The 15,544-nt window shown below is 46.5% G+C and carries 12 protein-coding genes and 1 pseudogene; 9 read left to right on the top strand and 4 right to left on the bottom strand.

Features of this window, described 5'->3' with window-relative positions; translation table 11 throughout:
- The 4 genes and pseudogenes from AC1DUA_RS08680 to lpdA all read left to right on the top strand — a co-directional run.
- A pseudogene (locus tag AC1DUA_RS08680) lies at window positions 1–164 on the top strand (pyruvate dehydrogenase (acetyl-transferring) E1 component subunit alpha); the annotation flags it as partial.
- Window positions 165–200: 36 nt separating this feature from the next.
- Window positions 201–1,181, top strand: a complete 981-nt coding sequence (locus tag AC1DUA_RS08675) for an alpha-ketoacid dehydrogenase subunit beta (protein WP_477499351.1) — start codon at window positions 201–203, stop codon at window positions 1,179–1,181.
- Window positions 1,182–1,213: 32 nt separating this feature from the next.
- Entirely contained in the window at window positions 1,214–2,542 is a 1,329-nt protein-coding gene (locus tag AC1DUA_RS08670; protein WP_477499350.1) for a dihydrolipoamide acetyltransferase family protein, read from the top strand.
- 4 nt (window positions 2,543–2,546) lie between these two features.
- A complete protein-coding gene (lpdA, locus tag AC1DUA_RS08665; protein WP_477499349.1) occupies window positions 2,547–3,962 on the top strand; it encodes a dihydrolipoyl dehydrogenase in 1,416 nt (471 codons plus the stop codon).
- 85 nt (window positions 3,963–4,047) lie between these two features.
- On the opposite strand, the gene serC is transcribed toward lpdA, so the two are convergent.
- From serC to AC1DUA_RS08645, 4 genes are all read right to left on the bottom strand, one after another.
- The gene (serC, locus tag AC1DUA_RS08660) at window positions 4,048–4,935 is read right to left on the bottom strand and encodes a 3-phosphoserine/phosphohydroxythreonine transaminase (RefSeq protein WP_477499348.1); all 888 of its coding nucleotides are present in this window, start codon (window positions 4,933–4,935) and stop codon (window positions 4,048–4,050) included.
- Window positions 4,936–4,998: 63 nt separating this feature from the next.
- The gene (locus AC1DUA_RS08655; RefSeq protein WP_477499347.1) at window positions 4,999–6,384 is read right to left on the bottom strand and encodes an ABC transporter substrate-binding protein; all 1,386 of its coding nucleotides are present in this window, start codon (window positions 6,382–6,384) and stop codon (window positions 4,999–5,001) included.
- An 86-nt stretch (window positions 6,385–6,470) separates the two neighbouring features.
- On the bottom strand, window positions 6,471–7,292 hold the full coding sequence (locus AC1DUA_RS08650; protein WP_477499346.1) for a carbohydrate ABC transporter permease: 822 nt from the start codon (window positions 7,290–7,292) through the stop codon (window positions 6,471–6,473).
- Entirely contained in the window at window positions 7,289–8,170 is an 882-nt protein-coding gene (locus tag AC1DUA_RS08645) for a carbohydrate ABC transporter permease (RefSeq protein ID WP_477499352.1), read from the bottom strand. Before AC1DUA_RS08645 ends, AC1DUA_RS08650 begins: the two co-directional genes overlap by 4 nt.
- A 291-nt stretch (window positions 8,171–8,461) precedes the next feature.
- On the opposite strand from AC1DUA_RS08645, the gene AC1DUA_RS08640 reads away from it, so the two are divergent.
- The 5 genes from AC1DUA_RS08640 to AC1DUA_RS08620 form a co-directional block, all read left to right on the top strand.
- A complete protein-coding gene (locus AC1DUA_RS08640) occupies window positions 8,462–9,196 on the top strand; it encodes a glycerophosphodiester phosphodiesterase family protein (RefSeq protein WP_477499345.1) in 735 nt (244 codons plus the stop codon).
- Between the two features lie 424 nt (window positions 9,197–9,620).
- Window positions 9,621–9,878 (top strand): VOC family protein, encoded by a 258-nt coding sequence (locus AC1DUA_RS08635; RefSeq protein WP_477499344.1) that lies wholly within the window; start codon window positions 9,621–9,623, stop codon window positions 9,876–9,878.
- 273 nt (window positions 9,879–10,151) lie between these two features.
- Window positions 10,152–12,311, top strand: coding sequence for an AMP-binding protein (locus AC1DUA_RS08630; RefSeq protein WP_477499343.1), 2,160 nt, complete (start codon window positions 10,152–10,154; stop codon window positions 12,309–12,311).
- A 14-nt stretch (window positions 12,312–12,325) separates the two neighbouring features.
- Window positions 12,326–13,495: a lysophospholipid transporter LplT gene (gene lplT / locus AC1DUA_RS08625; RefSeq protein WP_477499342.1), complete on the top strand. Its 1,170-nt coding sequence runs from the start codon at window positions 12,326–12,328 to the stop codon at window positions 13,493–13,495.
- 503 nt (window positions 13,496–13,998) lie between these two features.
- The coding region (locus AC1DUA_RS08620) for a methyl-accepting chemotaxis protein (RefSeq protein ID WP_477499341.1) at window positions 13,999–15,544 on the top strand (1,546 nt) is incomplete at its 3' end.

The following is a 15,544-nucleotide window of genomic DNA, read 5'->3' as shown; positions in this document are numbered from 1 at the left end:
GCGAAGAAGAAGAGGCTAAAGTGAAAGAAGAAGCAAAAGCAACTGTTGCTGAGCACATTAAAAAGGCTGAGGAAACTGAGAAAATGACAGTTCCGGGCTTAATCGACTCCATGTTCGAAGTTACACCTGCACATCTCGAAGATCAGAAGCAAGCGTATAAATAAAATCTGGCAAAAACTCTTAGGAGGCACGGAGAAGTCATGGCACAAATGACGATGATTCAAGCGATTAAAGACGCAATGCGCGTTGAACTGGAAAGAGATCCAAATGTAATTTTGTTCGGCGAAGACGTTGGCCATGTTGGTGGCGTATTCCGTGCTACAGAAGGTTTACAAAAAGAATTCGGCGAAGATCGCGTATTCGATACGCCTCTTGCTGAGTCTGCAATCGGCGGACTTGCTGTAGGTCTTGGCGTTCAAGGCTTCCGTCCAATTGCTGAGATTCAATTCGTAGGGTTTATTTACGAAGCTCTTGACCAAATTTGCGTGCAAGCAGCTCGTATGCGTTACCGTTCCGGTGGCCGTTACAACTCGCCAATCGTATTCCGTACGCCTTTCGGCGGCGGCGTTAAAGCGGCTGAGCTTCACACGGATGCACTTGAAGGTTTGTTAGTGCAAACTCCGGGGATTAAAGTTGTTGTTCCTTCCAACCCTTATGATGCGAAGGGCTTGCTCATTTCCGCGATTCGCGACAATGACCCTGTCTTCTTCATGGAGCATCTGAACTTATACCGCGCATTCCGCGCAGAAGTACCAGAAGGCGAATACACCATTGAGCTTGGTAAAGCGAACGTTGTTCGTGAAGGTTCTGATGTAACGATTATTACTTACGGAGCAATGGTTCATACATCCGTGAAAGCGGCTGAAGAAATCGAGAAAACACAAGGTGTTAAAGTGGAAGTTATCGACCTTCGTACCCTGCTTCCGCTTGATATCGAAACGATTGTCACTTCGATCAAGAAAACGAATCGTGCAATTATCGTACAAGAAGCGCAAAAAACTTCTGGAGTAGCCGCAGAGGTTATTGCTCAAATTAATGAAAAAGCAATTCTTCACTTGGAAGCTCCAGTTCTACGTATTGCGCCTCCGGATACCGTTTATCCGTTCGCACAAATCGAAGATGCTTGGTTGCCTAGCCCAGCAAGTGTCATTGCCGGTATTAAACAAGTACTCGAATTCTAATTCACAGTCGAAGGTAACAGGAGGTAGTACACGTGGCATTGTTTGAATACAAGTTCCCAGAGCTTGGAGAAGGCATACATGAAGGCGAAATCGTTAAGATGCTCGTTAAAGCGGGTGACACCGTAACGGACGAAACAATTCTTATGGAAGTACAGAACGACAAAGCTGTTGTTGAAGTTCCTTGTCCAGTAGAAGGTAAAGTCGTTAGTGTCGCTGTAAAAGACGGACAAATCTGTACGATTGGCGAGCTCGTGATGACAATCGAAGTAACAGGCGAGATGCCGGCTGAGTCTATGCATCACAGCAGCTCCAACAACGCTGCGCCTGCGGCCGCAGCGACACCTGCTGCTACAGCGGTAGCCGTAGCAGAGGCTCCTGCAGCAGCACCTGCTGCAGTTGCTGCAACACCAGCAGCGCCAAGCGCTGGCGCTGGCCGTGAAGTGCTTGCGACGCCTAGCGTGCGCAAGCTAGCAAGAGAAAAAGGCATCACACTCGCAGAGGTGACGCCTACAGGCAAGCACGGCCGCGTAACACGCGAGGACGTGCTTGGCGCGAGCGGAGCTGGCAACGCCGCGGCTCCGGCAGCAACAGAGCCAGCTGCAGCGGAAGCAGCTGGAAGCGCAGCACCTGCGGCTAGCACGCAGGTCGCTGTGGGCGATCGCGTAGAAGAGCGGGTTCCGTTCAAAGGAATCCGGAAAATCATCGCGAACGCGATGGTGAAATCCGTGTACACGGCACCGCACGTGACACTGATGGACGAAATCGACGTGAGCGCGTTAGTCGCTCTGCGTGAGCGCACGAAACCTCTTGCTGAGAAAAAAGGCGTGAAGTTGACTTACCTTCCTTTCATCGTGAAAGCATTGGTAGCGGCTTGCCGTCAATTCCCGGCGTTGAACGCGATGATCGACGAAGAGAAACAAGAGATCGTCTACAAAAAGTACTACAATATCGGTATCGCAACAGATACAGACAACGGCTTGCTCGTACCTGTTATTCATGACGCAGATCGCAAAAATGTATGGTCGATCGCTTCTTCCATCAAAGATTTGGCTACTCGCGGACGCGATGGCAAATTGACTCCGAACGAGATGAAGGGCGGCACGATCTCCATTACCAACATTGGTTCTGTAGGCGGTATGTTCTTCACACCGGTTATCAACTTCCCTGAAGTTGCAATCCTAGGTGCAGGCCGTATTACGGAGAAACCTGTCGTGAAAAACGGTCAAATCGTTGCAGCATCGGTTATGGCTCTTTCCCTAAGTTTCGATCACCGTATCGTAGACGGAGCGACTGCGCAAAGCTTCTTGAACTACATCAAACAGCTTCTGGCTGATCCAGAGCTTCTCGTCTTGGAGGTGTAACAACATGGTAGTGGGAGATGCTTCTCTAGATATAGACTTGCTAGTCATCGGTGCAGGACCAGGTGGTTACGTAGCTGCCATTCGCGCGGCTCAACTTGGTCAAAGTGTCCTTATTGTAGATAAATCGGAGTGGGGCGGCGTCTGCTTGAACCGCGGCTGTATCCCTTCCAAAGCGTTGATTTCCGCTGCTCACACGTATGAGCATGCGCAGCACGCTGATAGCATGGGTATCTCTGTAGAGAACGTGAAAGTGGACTTTGCGAAGGTACAAGCTTGGAAAAATAGTATTGTTGCTAAACAAACGGGTGGCGTTAGCGCGCTGCTCAAAGGCAACAAGATCCAAACTTTCCAGGGCGAAGTAATGTTCATCAATGAGCACGAAGCACGTGTGTTCAATGATGCAGAAGCTCCGCGCTACCGCTTTAAGCACTGTATTATCGCAACGGGTTCCCGTCCGATTGAGCTGAAAGCATTCCCTTACGGCGGAAGAATTATTTCTTCCACGGAAGCTTTGAACTTGCCTGAAGTTCCGAAAAGCATGATCGTTATCGGCGGTGGCTATATCGGAATCGAGCTTGGCCAAACCTACGCGAAGTTCGGTACGAAAGTAACCGTACTCGAAGGTTCGGATCACGTACTGCCAGGCTTCGAGAAAGAACTGACGAAGCTTGTAGCACGCAACCTGGATAAAGTGGGCGTTGAGGTTCATACAGAAGCGCTAGCACAATCCTGCACGAAAACAGACAATGACGTAACCGTAACTTTCACAGTGAAAGGCGAAGAGAAACAAGTGACAGCTGATTACGTACTTGTAACAGTTGGTCGTCGTCCGAATACAGATGGCGAGCTTGGTCTTGATCTGATTAACTTGAAATTGACGGACCGTGGTTTGATCGAAGTTGATAACCAAGGTAGAACTAGCATCCCGCATATTTTTGCAATTGGTGATGTTGTGCCTGGTCTTTCTCTAGCTCACAAAGCTTCTTATGAAGCAAAAGTGGCTGCTGAAGCTATCGCTGGTCACTCTAGCATCGTAGATTACAAAGCAATGCCTGCTGTTGTGTTCTCCGATCCAGAAATCGCTGGTGTTGGCTTGAGTGAAACAGAAGCAAAAGAAAAAGGCATTAACGTGACGATCGGTAAATTCCCTTACGCAGCTAATGGCCGCGCTAACTCTTTGAACGCAGGACAAGGTTTCGTGAAGCTTGTTGGCGACAAAGAAACAGGCCAACTGCTTGGTGGTCAAATTGTTGGTCCAGAAGCATCAAACTTAATTGGCGAGCTTGCTCTTGCCGTTGAGATGGGTGCTAACCTGGAAGATATCGCCTTGACAATTCACGCACATCCAACATTGACAGAAATGATCATGGATGCAGCTGAAGGCGCGCTTGGACACCCCATTCACCAACTTGGTAAATAAGCATCATTAGAGCGGTTTCCAATACCTTTAGATAAAAAGTCCCGAGAGCATGGCGCAAGCCGCTCTACGGGACTCTTTTATTTGTTTATCCGTTTCTGTGGGCAAAATCAAGCATGAATTCAGCTAAAGCTTGGCAGGCATCATAAGGGACAGCATTGTATGCTGATGCGCGCAGACCGCCAACACTGCGGTGTCCGGCCAAGCCCTCGAAGCCGTGAGTCTCGGATTCCGCGATAAAACGACGCTCAAGCTCTTCATTGGCCATGCGCCATGTGACATTCATGGAAGAACGGTCTTTGACATCAATAATCCCTTGATAGAAACCGTCGCTCGCATCGATGACTTCATAAATGAGACCGGCTTTTACAAGATTATGCCGTTCTAATTGTTCCACGCCGCCTTGTTTTTGTGCCCATTGGAGCACCAAATTTGTCATGTAAATGGCGTGAACGGGTGGCGTGTTGAATAGGGATTTGTTTTTGACAAAAGTGCTGTAGCGCATGATTTCGGGAATCTCGTTGGAAGCTTGCTCCAACCAGCTTTCACGGATGACGACAACTGTAACACCAGCGGGTCCAAGATTTTTTTGGGCTCCAGCATAGATCATCGAGAACTTCTGGAGATCCAGCTTGCGGCTTAGGATGTCACTGGTCATATCGCCAACTAGAGGGACGGCGCCGACTTCGGGTATTTCCGCATATCGCGAGCCTTCGATGGTATTATTCATGGTGATATGCACGTAGGCAGCGTCTGGGCTTAGATCCTTTGTACCCAAGGCAGGAATTCCGCGCCAACCTTGTTCTTTGGAGCTTGCCGCGGCATGGGTACGACCTATATACGCAGCTTCTTTGTAAGCTTTTTCCGCAAAGCTGCCTGTTAATACATAGTTAGCCGTTAGATTGGGTTTTAGAAAATTCATCGGCAGGAGGGCGGCATGCTTGGCGATAACGCCTCCGAGTTGGATTCTCATCATAGGCACGATCGAATATGGAAGTTGAATAAAAGTATATGCTTCTTGATTGAAAAGGTCAATGCCTTATTTTACTGTTTTATTGTAAGCGGCCAGTTTCTCAGCGATTGTTTTTGAAGCTGCATCCAAGGCATCTTTCGGTGATTTTTTACCAGTAAGTGCTTCTTCGATGGCTGTTTCAACGAGTTGACGAGCTTCAGGGAATACACCCATGACAGCGCCTTGCGTTGCTTTGTTCGCTTTCGTGTTGTGAAGTTGGTCAATTGCTGTTTGGAATTGCGGGAATTTCGCTAAATTATCTTTTAGAATTTGCTCATCATACGCTTTTTTCGTAATTGGGAAGTAGCCAGTGTTAACGTTCCACCAAGCTTGCGTTTTCGGATTCGTCAAGAATTTGATGAATTCCCATGCACCTTTTTGCTCAGCTTCCGATTTGTTGTTCAAGATATAAAGACTTGCGCCCCCAACAACGACACCGCCGTCTTTGGCATCTGCAGGTTTAGGCATAACGCTTGTTCCAACTTGGAATTTGCCTTCTGCACCTGTAACAATTCCACGTAAAGAAGCAGTTGAATCGAGTGTCATGGCAACTTGACCAGCTAGGAAAGCTTTTTTCGTGTCATCCGTTTTGCGACCAAGATTCATGAGGGACTTGTTATCAACCATTCCCTTCCACCAAGTCAAAGTTTTGACGCCTGCTTCATTGTTGAGAAGAGTTTCAGTAGCTGCGGCTGTACGGCCGTTTCCGTTGTTCAAGAATTCTGCACCTTGTCCCGCGAAGAACTGCTCCATGAACCAACCGTAAATGGCGAAGGATGCGCCAGCTTTACCATCTTTGCTTAATGCTTGCGCTGCTTTTGCGACTTCTTCGTACGTTGTTGGCGGCTTCTCTGGATCTAGTCCAGCAGCTTTGAACATGTCTTTGTTATAGTAAAGGATTGGGTTTGAAGTGTTAAAAGGCATGGAATTCAATTTATCGTCAACTTTGTAATAATTCAAAATGTTTTCTTCGAGCTGTGAAAGATCGAACTTGTCGGCATCAACGAATTTTTGAACCGGTGTAATCGCCTTGGAATCGATCATGAAACGGGAGCCGATTTCGTAAACTTGAATGAGGGATGGACCGCTTTTTGTATCCATGGAGGCTTTCATTTTATTCAAGCTTTCATCGTAAGTACCTTGGAAGACAGCTTCAACTTTCACGTCTTTCTGGGAAGCATTGAAATCTGCGACAAGTTTGTCTACAGCTTGGCCGAGCTCGCCACTCATGGAGTGCCACCAGATGACTTTGACTGGTTCTGCAGCCTTCGTAGGTGCTGTTGAAGCGGCCGTTGTACTTGCTGGTGCAGTGCTGCTAGCTGGTGCTACTTCTGCTTTGCCGCATGCACTAGCCAGCATCATCATGATTGCTGTCGCTGTTAAAGCAGTGACCCTTATGTTTACGGATTTCATTGAATGGTTTCTCTCCCTTTTTTAACCTTATTTTTATTTATGGAAATCTGACTCAGCTTCATAGCCGAACAGAGCAGCCAACAAGATTAACCTTTCACAGCCCCAGCGGTGAGTCCGCGTACGAGCTGCTTTAAACCAAGTACGAGCAGAAGAAGTGATGGCAAGAGGACGATGGTTACACCAGCCAAAACGAGGTTCCACACGGTCAATTCTTCAAATTGCAGCATGGCGATGCCGATCTGTGCAGTTCGCATTTCTTCACTGTTCGTAATGAGCAGCGGCCATAGGTACATGTTCCAAGCGTTCAGGAACGCATAGACAGCTAGTGTAGCAAGCGCGGGTCTTCCCAAAGGCAGCACGATTCGGAAAAAGATGCGGAAATGACCACAACCGTCGATACGCGCCGCTTCGAACAATTCTTTGGGCAGTTGCAGGAAAAATTGGCGCAGCAGGAAGGTACCGAAAGCTGTTGCCAGGAAAGGAACCGTTAGGCCTTGCAGGCTATCGAGCCAGTCCCACTTTTTGACCGTCAAATAATTCGGTATGATCGTGACTTCCCAAGGAATCATCATCGTCGCCATAAACAATGAGAAGATGAAAGCTTTTCCTTTAAACCGAATATTCGCAAAAGCGTATGCCGCCATCGAGGAGGTCATCAGCTGCCCAATCATGATGAGCAGGGAGACGATGAAGCTGTTTGTAATGAATTTGGCTATCGGAACGAGTTTAAATACAGCTAGAATACTGCCGATATAGAAACTGCTTGGCAAGAAGCGTGGTGGATAAGCCGAAGCTTCATCAGGTGTCATGAAAGTAGCTGAGAACGTGTAAAAGATTGGATACAGCACAAGAGCGGCTGCAATTGCCAATAGGATATAAACGGTTGTTTTTTGTAAGGGACGGTTCATTGATAATGCACATTCCTTTCGAACACTTTGAATTGCACGAAGGTGAAAATCAGGATGATTGTGAACAGAACAAGGGCCTGCGCGCTTCCAGTCCCAAACCGGAAGTTAATGAAAGCATCTTGATACAAGTTATAAACGAGCACATCGGTAGAGTTGATAGGACCGCCTTTGGTCAGAATGTGAATCTGTCCGAAGGATTGGAAAGCGCCGATGATCGATACAATCGTGACGAAAAACACTGTCGGTGAAAGCAGTGGTAGAATGATTTGCACAAACGTCCGAACTGGACCGGCGCCGTCAATTTTGGCACTGTCGTAAATTTCATCGGGAATGCCCTGCAGGCCACTGAATAGGACGATGTAATTGAAGCCGAGATTCATCCATACGGTCATCAAGGAGACAGAAAGTAGCGCCCATCTTGGATCCGTTAGCCAAGCAACAGGTTCTAAGCCCACAAGCTGCAGCAGGTAGTTAAGCATGCCAACACTAGGATGGAAAAGCATCATCCAGATGACAGAGGATGTTCCTACCGAAAGAACGACAGGCAGTGAGAAAATAAATTGGAAAAAACGCATCCCTTTTAGCTGATTGTGCGTGAGAGCTGCAAGCAGAAGCGCAAGAGCGATGCTGGTCGGTACCGTCAGAATGGTGAATAAGCCGGTGACCTCCAAGCTTTTATAAAACTTCTCTGACGTGAAGATAGCCGTAAAGTTATCAAAACCGACAAAGGAAGCTACTCTGCCTCTAGGATCGGTTTCGTGCATGCTGAGATAAAGGGTTTGAATCAAAGGGTAGAATAGGAAAACGCCGAAAAGCAGTAATGATGGAAATAAGAAAATATAGCCAAGCAGCGTCTCCGCCCATTTCGAGAAGAACATGGAACGAGGGGGGAGTTCAGCACGTGTTGTTATTTTTTTCGGAGCATTTGTTAATGTTAAATCCTGGTCCAACGTACTCATTCAATATCCTCCATAAAGATTATTAGACTAGTTAGATCTCTATTAGCTTAACGTTCTGTTATTTGACCAATGTTAAATAGGTATAAATGATTTGTGAATTTTACCTGCTTGTTTACATAATATTTACGAAGATTTACTGGGCAAAAGAGGAAGTACTCTACTATAATTTGAGGATAAGCAGTTAACGATGTTAGGAGCGTGTTATGTATAATGAGCACACAACAACCAATTGTAATAGGGCATAGAGGAGCAGCTGGGGAAGCACCAGAAAATACGTTAAGATCTTTTGCTTTKGCTTTCGAGCAAGGGGCAGAAGGCATTGAATTGGATGTGCATATCACGAAAGACGGCGAAATTGTTGTATGTCATGATACTACACTTGATCGCACAACGAATGGTTCTGGCCTAATTTGCGAAAAAAACTTGGATGAAATCAAAGAACTCGATGCTGGTTCATGGTTTTCCGACGCATTCATTGGGGAAAGAGTACCTTTGCTTCGCGAGGTTTTTGAAATTGTCCCACGTGGTTTCCTTATCAATGTGGAAGTGAAGCACGCTTATGAAGGTCTAATGGAGAAGGCGTTGCTTTCCTTTTTGCGTGAAAGCGGCAGGATGGAAGACGTAGTGATTTCCTCCTTCGATCACAAAGTAATTCAGCGTATCAAATTGGCCGAGCCTGACGTGAAAGTAGGGCTGCTGTATGCTGCCAACTTGATTGACCATGCAGCATATGCTCAGCAAATCGGAGTCGAAGTGCACTCTCTGCACCCGTATCATCACCATTTTGAGAAAGAAGATGGTGATGCGGCGGCAGGAGCCGGCTTGGCGACATATCCTTATACCGTGAATGTAACGAGAGATTTTAAGAAGATGATCGATGCTGGTGTTACTGGCATTATTACGGACTTTCCAGCCAAGCTTAAGGCTTTATTAAAAGGCGAGTAAGCGGTAGACGCTGGCGGGTGCCAGCCGTGGGTGAATTTGAGGAACTATGATCCGCTATTTTGTGCAACCGCACGTCATTGTGGGATGAAGAGGAACTACAGTTCGCTATTCTGCCTATATTAACTGAAAAACACCAATCTGAGGGTGAATAAAGCCCTGTAGTTCCGCTGGAACAAGGAAACAACGGATTCGATTGAAATAGTAGACTCTAGATCCTCTATCACGGACGTACAGATGGATATTCTATCGCATTTTTCATTGATATGGTAGAATATGGGTAAATCGGTTTGGAAGGGGAATTGTATGAACGAGAACATCTTAGCTCAAATAGGACAAATTTCTGTTAATGCCGTTGATATAGAAAGGGCCATTTCTTTTTTATCGCGACACCTTGGGCATGAAATTTGTGTTTCAAGCAGGGCAAATGGCTTTTTTTGATTGCAATGGCATTCGTTTGATGCTCAGCCTTCCTGAAAAACCTGAATTTAATCATCCAGGATCTGTCATCTATTATAAGGTGGAAGACATTAAACAGGTGTATGAAGCTTTCATCGAACGAGGTGTTGCATTTATTAGCGAACCTCACGTCGTTGCAACAATGAGTCATGTGGATATTTGGATGGCGTTCTTCCGGGACTCCGAGGGGAATACACTAGCATTAACGAGCGAAGTTACGAAGTGAATAAGTCACAAGAAGGACCACTGCATTCGGATGCTGTGGTCCTTTTTTAATAAATTTATAGTGGGAGGAGGGCAGCAAAGGTTGTAGTAACGCTAATCCAGCGGGTGATTGGTGAGTAGTACTAGGTAAAGTTAGTACTATCAGAATCGCTGCAAATGCATACAATGGGATTATGACCTGGTATTAAGAGAAGCCCAACAAAGGAATGGATTCTTAATACGTTTAACCAAGGTTTTCTCAGATTTGCCATGCGAACGCTTAGGAGGAGTCACCATGATTAAATGGTTGTTTATTGTACTGTTAAGGCTTCTGCTTCCACTGTTGCGCCCTGTCTTACTAGCTAGTTTTCGTGTGAAAGTGAAAGGGATGCAGCGGCTTAATTTTACAGATAAAACAGTGCTCATACCTAACCATGTTTCTTTGCTGGATGCTGTTCTGCTAGCGTTGATCCTGCCCGACGAAGTGGCCTTTGTCGTGAATACACGAATGGCTGAGCGGTTTGCTTGGCCGCTCCATTTTCGTACACATATTCCAGTAGATCCACTCAACCCATACTCTGTACGGAAAATGCTCAAAACGGTGCAAAGCGGTACGCCGCTTGTCATTTTTCCGGAGGGACGCATATCGACCACTGGCAGCATGATGAAGTTGTACGGCGGCATTGGTTACATTGCATCGAGATCTCAGGCGCACATGGTGCCGATAGCGATTAACGGGTTGGAGTTCTCAAAATTTTCGTATCTTCGTGGCAAAATGAAACAGATATGGTTTCCGGCAGTTACCATCACGATTGGGGAATCTTTTCAAGTGCCTGTGAATGAGCACCTTTCTCGAAGAGTTCAGAAGGAGCAGGCAACGGATCAGATCGGCAGCCGAATGCAGAGTCATCTCGTAGATAGCCGGATGAAACCGGAGCTTAATTTATTCAACGAAATGCTCACCGCTGCCAAGCAGCATGGTTATTCAAAAATGATTTGTGAAGACATCCTATCGAATACGTCGATAAGCTACCGCAAGCTGCTGTTAACCACCTATACAATGGCGGAGCGATTGAAGGAACTGCTCGGCAACCAGAAGCGTACAGCTATCCTACTGCCGAATGCGGCGGCGCATGTCGTCACTTTATTTTCATTATTCCGCTTGGGAATTACGCCGGCGATACTGAATTATACCGCAGGAAAACAAGCCATGCTGGACGCCTGTGAAACCGTTTCTGCGAAGACGATTGTTACGTCTCGAGCTTTTATCGAGAAGGCGGGACTGACCGATTTTATCAATCAGGCAAGTGAAGTCTACTCGATTATTTATCTGGAAGAGGTCAGAGAGAGCATTGCTTTTCAACATAAATGGGTGGGATTCCATAATTACTTGATGAAAGTGCAAGGTCCGGTCGGCGAAGGGGAGAATGAGGTTGTTCTCTTCACATCAGGGAGTGAAAGCAAACCAAAGGGGGTTGTTCTGACCCACCGAAATATTTGTGCTAATATACAGCAGGCCAAGGCTGTGATTGCCTTCAATGCGGCTGATATTCTCCTCGGAGCGATGCCCATGTTCCATTCCTTCGGTTTAACAGCGGGGACGATGCTGCCGGTACTTTCTGGCATGAAGGTGGTCATGTATCCAAATCCTCTGCATTATAAAGTGATTCCAGAGATTGTTTACGATCGGAATATTACGATTTTGTTCGGTACGTCAACGTTTCTATCGGCTTATGCGAGAACGGCTCATGCTTATGATTTTGCTTGTTCGTTGAAATATGTCGTGGCTGGCGCCGAGAAACTGAAAGAGGAAGTCCGTCAAACCTGGGCCGATAAATTCGGCATCAGGATCATGGAAGGCTACGGAACGACGGAGACAGCGCCCGTTATTTCGCTCAATACGCCTATGCATGTTAAAAAAGGAACCGTAGGTCGTGTACTGCCAGGTATTCAGGTTCGGATTGAGAAGGTGGATGGCATCGAGCTTGGCGGCAATCTGCTTGTGAAAGGTCCCAATGTGATGAAAGGATATTTGATCCATGGTCAGGGTTTTGTTCCTTGCCCGGAATGGTACAGCTGTGGCGATATTGTACAAATCGATGAAGAAGGATTCCTGTCGATACAGGGCAGGATGCAGTCTTTTGCCAAGATTGGCGGGGAAAAGGTGTCGCTGCCAATGGTCGAGGAACTCGTATCGATGAGCTTGCCGCTACAAGCCATATGCGCAGCCGTTGCTGTGCCAGATGCGCGAAAAGGGGAACGGATTGTGGTGTACCATAACAGCGCAGATACACACCTCCAGGCTCTGAAAGAATCGATGAAACAGAAAGGGCATCCGGGGATTTATATGCCTTCCGAGCTGCGATATGTAGAGAAATTGCCGCTTCTGGGCAGTGGGAAAGTAGATTATGTATCCATTAAGCGAATTGCGCTAGAGGAGCATCATGCATCCTAAGGGAGAGAAATGATATGAAAATGAAACCGCTTCAGACGCTCAACTTGACCCAATTTCTTTCCGCCTTTGCCGATAATATGATTCTCTTCATTACTTTGGCGATTATTAAGCAGAATGCCTTTCCCGACTATTACATCGGTGTTGTTCAAGCCTTTTTTCTGGTTGCATTCGTGCTATTGGCGCCTTTTGTCGGTGCTATAGCTGATAAGAACTCCAAATCCCGCGTTCTTCTCGTCGGAAATGTGATCAAAAGCATCGGCATTATCGCGATGTTCCTTCATGTGGACCCGGCTGTCAGCTATGGGATCGTCGGCATAGGGGCAGCGGTTTATTCACCAGCCAAATATGGTATTCTTCCTGCGCTGACCCATTCCGATGATGAACTGCTCCGAGCCAATGCGCGAATGGAAGGGTATACGATAATGGCCATTTTGCTTGGTTCTGTTTGTGGTGGTATTTTGGCGAAAATGTCGCTGTCAGGTTCGATGATCGCTTGCCTTGTCCTGTACTTGTTATCTCTGCAATTGACACTGCAAATGCCGAAAATGCAAGGCGATCCGTCGATCCGCTATGGGAGGGCAGCGAGAACCTTCCTTTCTGACATGAGTGCTTTGTTGAAAGACCGCGCTACCCGTTTCTCGCTTGTTGGCACTGGCTCATTCTGGATGACTTCTTCGGTTGTTCGGCTAGCGATCATCGCATGGGTGCCGGCTCATCTTGGCATCGAGTCCATCGATCAGATCTCTATGCTTGTCGCTGTAACCGGTGTAGGGATCATGCTTGGGGCACTGATGACGCCGAAGCTAGTTCCAGCCAAGCGGTACTATAATTCATTTATATTCGGAATTCTCATGATCATCTGCATTTTGCTGTTCCCGCTTATCACCAATTTGTATACAACAATAGGACTRCTACTTCTTGTAGGGTTCAGCGGCGGTGTGTTTATTGTACCTATGAATTCCGTCTTGCAAGATAGAGGCCAGGGGATGGTAGGAGCAGGGAAAACGATAGCTATTCAAAATTTCGTAGAAAATGCGATGATGCTTGCCGGAGTTGGTCTCTATACACAAATATCCAAGGATGGGCTGTCACCGGATCTGTCGATTACAGGTATTGCGTGTATCCTCGCTGGATTCGTCGTGTACTTGATTGTACAGCGCGAGCGATTGAAACTATCCGTATAGCAAATGACGGTGATAGACGCAGGCTCCAAGCTGATTTGCAGAGGTGTGGCCCCCGCGAATTCGCCATCTGCTTGAATAAGCAAAGGCATTTGTGGGCGAAGTGAAACCGATGTCCCAATGAGCTTGCTAACCGAATGTTCTTGAATGATAGAGATGGCGAGCCCCTGGGCTTCGCCAGCTTTTTTCGTTATTTTAGCGACATAGGAAATTTGGTTCATCTGTAGAAATGTTTCAATCTCCTTCCAGATGTTAGATCCTCTGCCATAACCCGAGAGCGGATTCTCAATAACGCCTATTAATTGCATAACAAAAATCCCGATCTACAGATAAAGTGGTAGTAATATACTAGGATAAAAGTTCTATGGATATACGTTTTATGGCGAATTTTGTCTTTACATAATGTTCACTTGTTTGTAAAATAAACCATAGGTAAATTAATTTTTTATGTATAAGGTAATCTAACATATGTTAGAGGATCTGCATGTCGGGAGGAGAACTGGACTTTGAAATTGGATGTGAATCAACGAAAGAAGGCAAGAAATGTGAAAGCCAACCTGTCCGTCCTTCGCAACCTTAAACTGCGTTACAAACTGCTCTTCATGAATGCTATTGCTATTTTATTCCTGCTGATTGTGGGTATTACGGGTTATTACTTCATGGATAAGATGTCTGGTAATTCTACTAGAATGTACGAGGAAAGCCTGTTATCTGTCAAATGGATTAATCAGCTAAAAACCAACTTCAATGAAACTCAATCAAATTTGCTTGAAATGATGTTATCTGTAGATGTGAAATATAAAGGTAAGCTGAAAGCCAAACTTGATGTAAACAGCGCGATGAATCAGGAGCTTGTCACGAAATTGGCAGGGATTCGGTTAACGGAAGAGGAAGCGGCAGCTTTCAGAGATTTTGAAGAGCTGAATAAGAAGTATCGCGAAATCGTCACAACGACGATCGATCATGCTACGAAGAATAATCAAGTTGCCTACCAGGTTTATAATAATGAAGTGTCTCCGCATGGTGATAAAACCATCGTAGCCCTCGATAAATTGGTGCAACTCAAAGAGACAGCGGCTGAGAATTTCCAGAAAACGAGCAGCAGCGACTCCAAAACTTCCCACTGGGTTATCATTCTTACGGTTATTATCGCTATTGTTGTTATGACAGTGAATGCACTGGCATTAAATATGATCATTACAACTCCGATTCGTAGATTACAGGAGCATATGGAGAAAGCGGCTAGCGGGGATCTCTCTGTAAAAGGGGACTATCCGTATGAGGATGAGGTCGGTAAATTAACGGGCTCCTTTAATGTGATGACAGGAAGCCTGCGCAGTTTGGTGTCTCAAATTGCTGATAATGCACTAACGCTTTCGGCAAGCTCAGAAGAGCTTCTAGCTAGCTCGGAGCAAAGTTCGCAAGCTGCCAAACAGGTGGCGACGTCCAGTCAGCAGCTTTCGGAAGATTTTGAGAAGCAGTTTGCGGGTGTGAATCAAGCGAATGAGGCTGTGCAGCAAATGCTTACAAGCACCAAGCTGATTGATGAGTCTGCTCAGGAAGTAGCTAGACTTGTTGGACAAGCCACAGCAGCCGCGCAAAACGGTAAACGTTCTGTCGTATCGATCGCAGGGCAGATGGGCGAGATTTCGGAAGCGGTGCAAGAAGTGAACAGCGTCATTGAAGCATTAGGGAAAAATGCCCACAAAATTGGCGAGATTGTCAATGTCATCAATGAGATTTCCACGCAAACCAATTTGCTATCTCTGAACGCGGCGATTGAAGCTGCACGTGCGGGAGAATCGGGCCGCGRCTTCGCGGTTGTTGCTGGTGAAGTGCGTAAGCTTGCGGAGCAATCTGCTTCGTCAGCACGCAATATTACGAATCTGGTCTCTACGATTCAGAGACAGATCAACCACGCGGTAAGCTCCATGCAAGATGGAGCGGGCAAAGTGCAGGCCGGATTAACGATTTCCGGCGAGGCTCAAGAGTCGTTCATTCACATCGAAACTTCCGTTGATGAAGTCAACGCGAAGGTGGAGAGTGTGAATC

The sequence above is a fragment of the Paenibacillus sp. 01T422 genome (assembly GCF_056398785.1).
Note: the sequence above shows the minus strand (reverse complement) of the source record. Positions and strands in the feature narration are given on the sequence as shown.

Coding starts and splice junctions, on each gene's coding strand:
- AC1DUA_RS08650 (WP_477499346.1), bottom strand. CDS start 7,292: ATGAACCGTCCCTTACAAAAAACAACCGTTTATATCCTATTGGCAATT.
- AC1DUA_RS08675 (WP_477499351.1), top strand. CDS start 201: ATGGCACAAATGACGATGATTCAAGCGATTAAAGACGCAATGCGCGTT.
- AC1DUA_RS08655 (WP_477499347.1), bottom strand. CDS start 6,384: ATGAAATCCGTAAACATAAGGGTCACTGCTTTAACAGCGACAGCAATC.
- lpdA (WP_477499349.1), top strand. CDS start 2,547: ATGGTAGTGGGAGATGCTTCTCTAGATATAGACTTGCTAGTCATCGGT.
- AC1DUA_RS08645 (WP_477499352.1), bottom strand. CDS start 8,170: ATGTTCTTCTCGAAATGGGCGGAGACGCTGCTTGGCTATATTTTCTTA.
- AC1DUA_RS08630 (WP_477499343.1), top strand. CDS start 10,152: ATGATTAAATGGTTGTTTATTGTACTGTTAAGGCTTCTGCTTCCACTG.
- serC (WP_477499348.1), bottom strand. CDS start 4,935: ATGATGAGAATCCAACTCGGAGGCGTTATCGCCAAGCATGCCGCCCTC.
- AC1DUA_RS08635 (WP_477499344.1), top strand. CDS start 9,621: ATGGCTTTTTTTGATTGCAATGGCATTCGTTTGATGCTCAGCCTTCCT.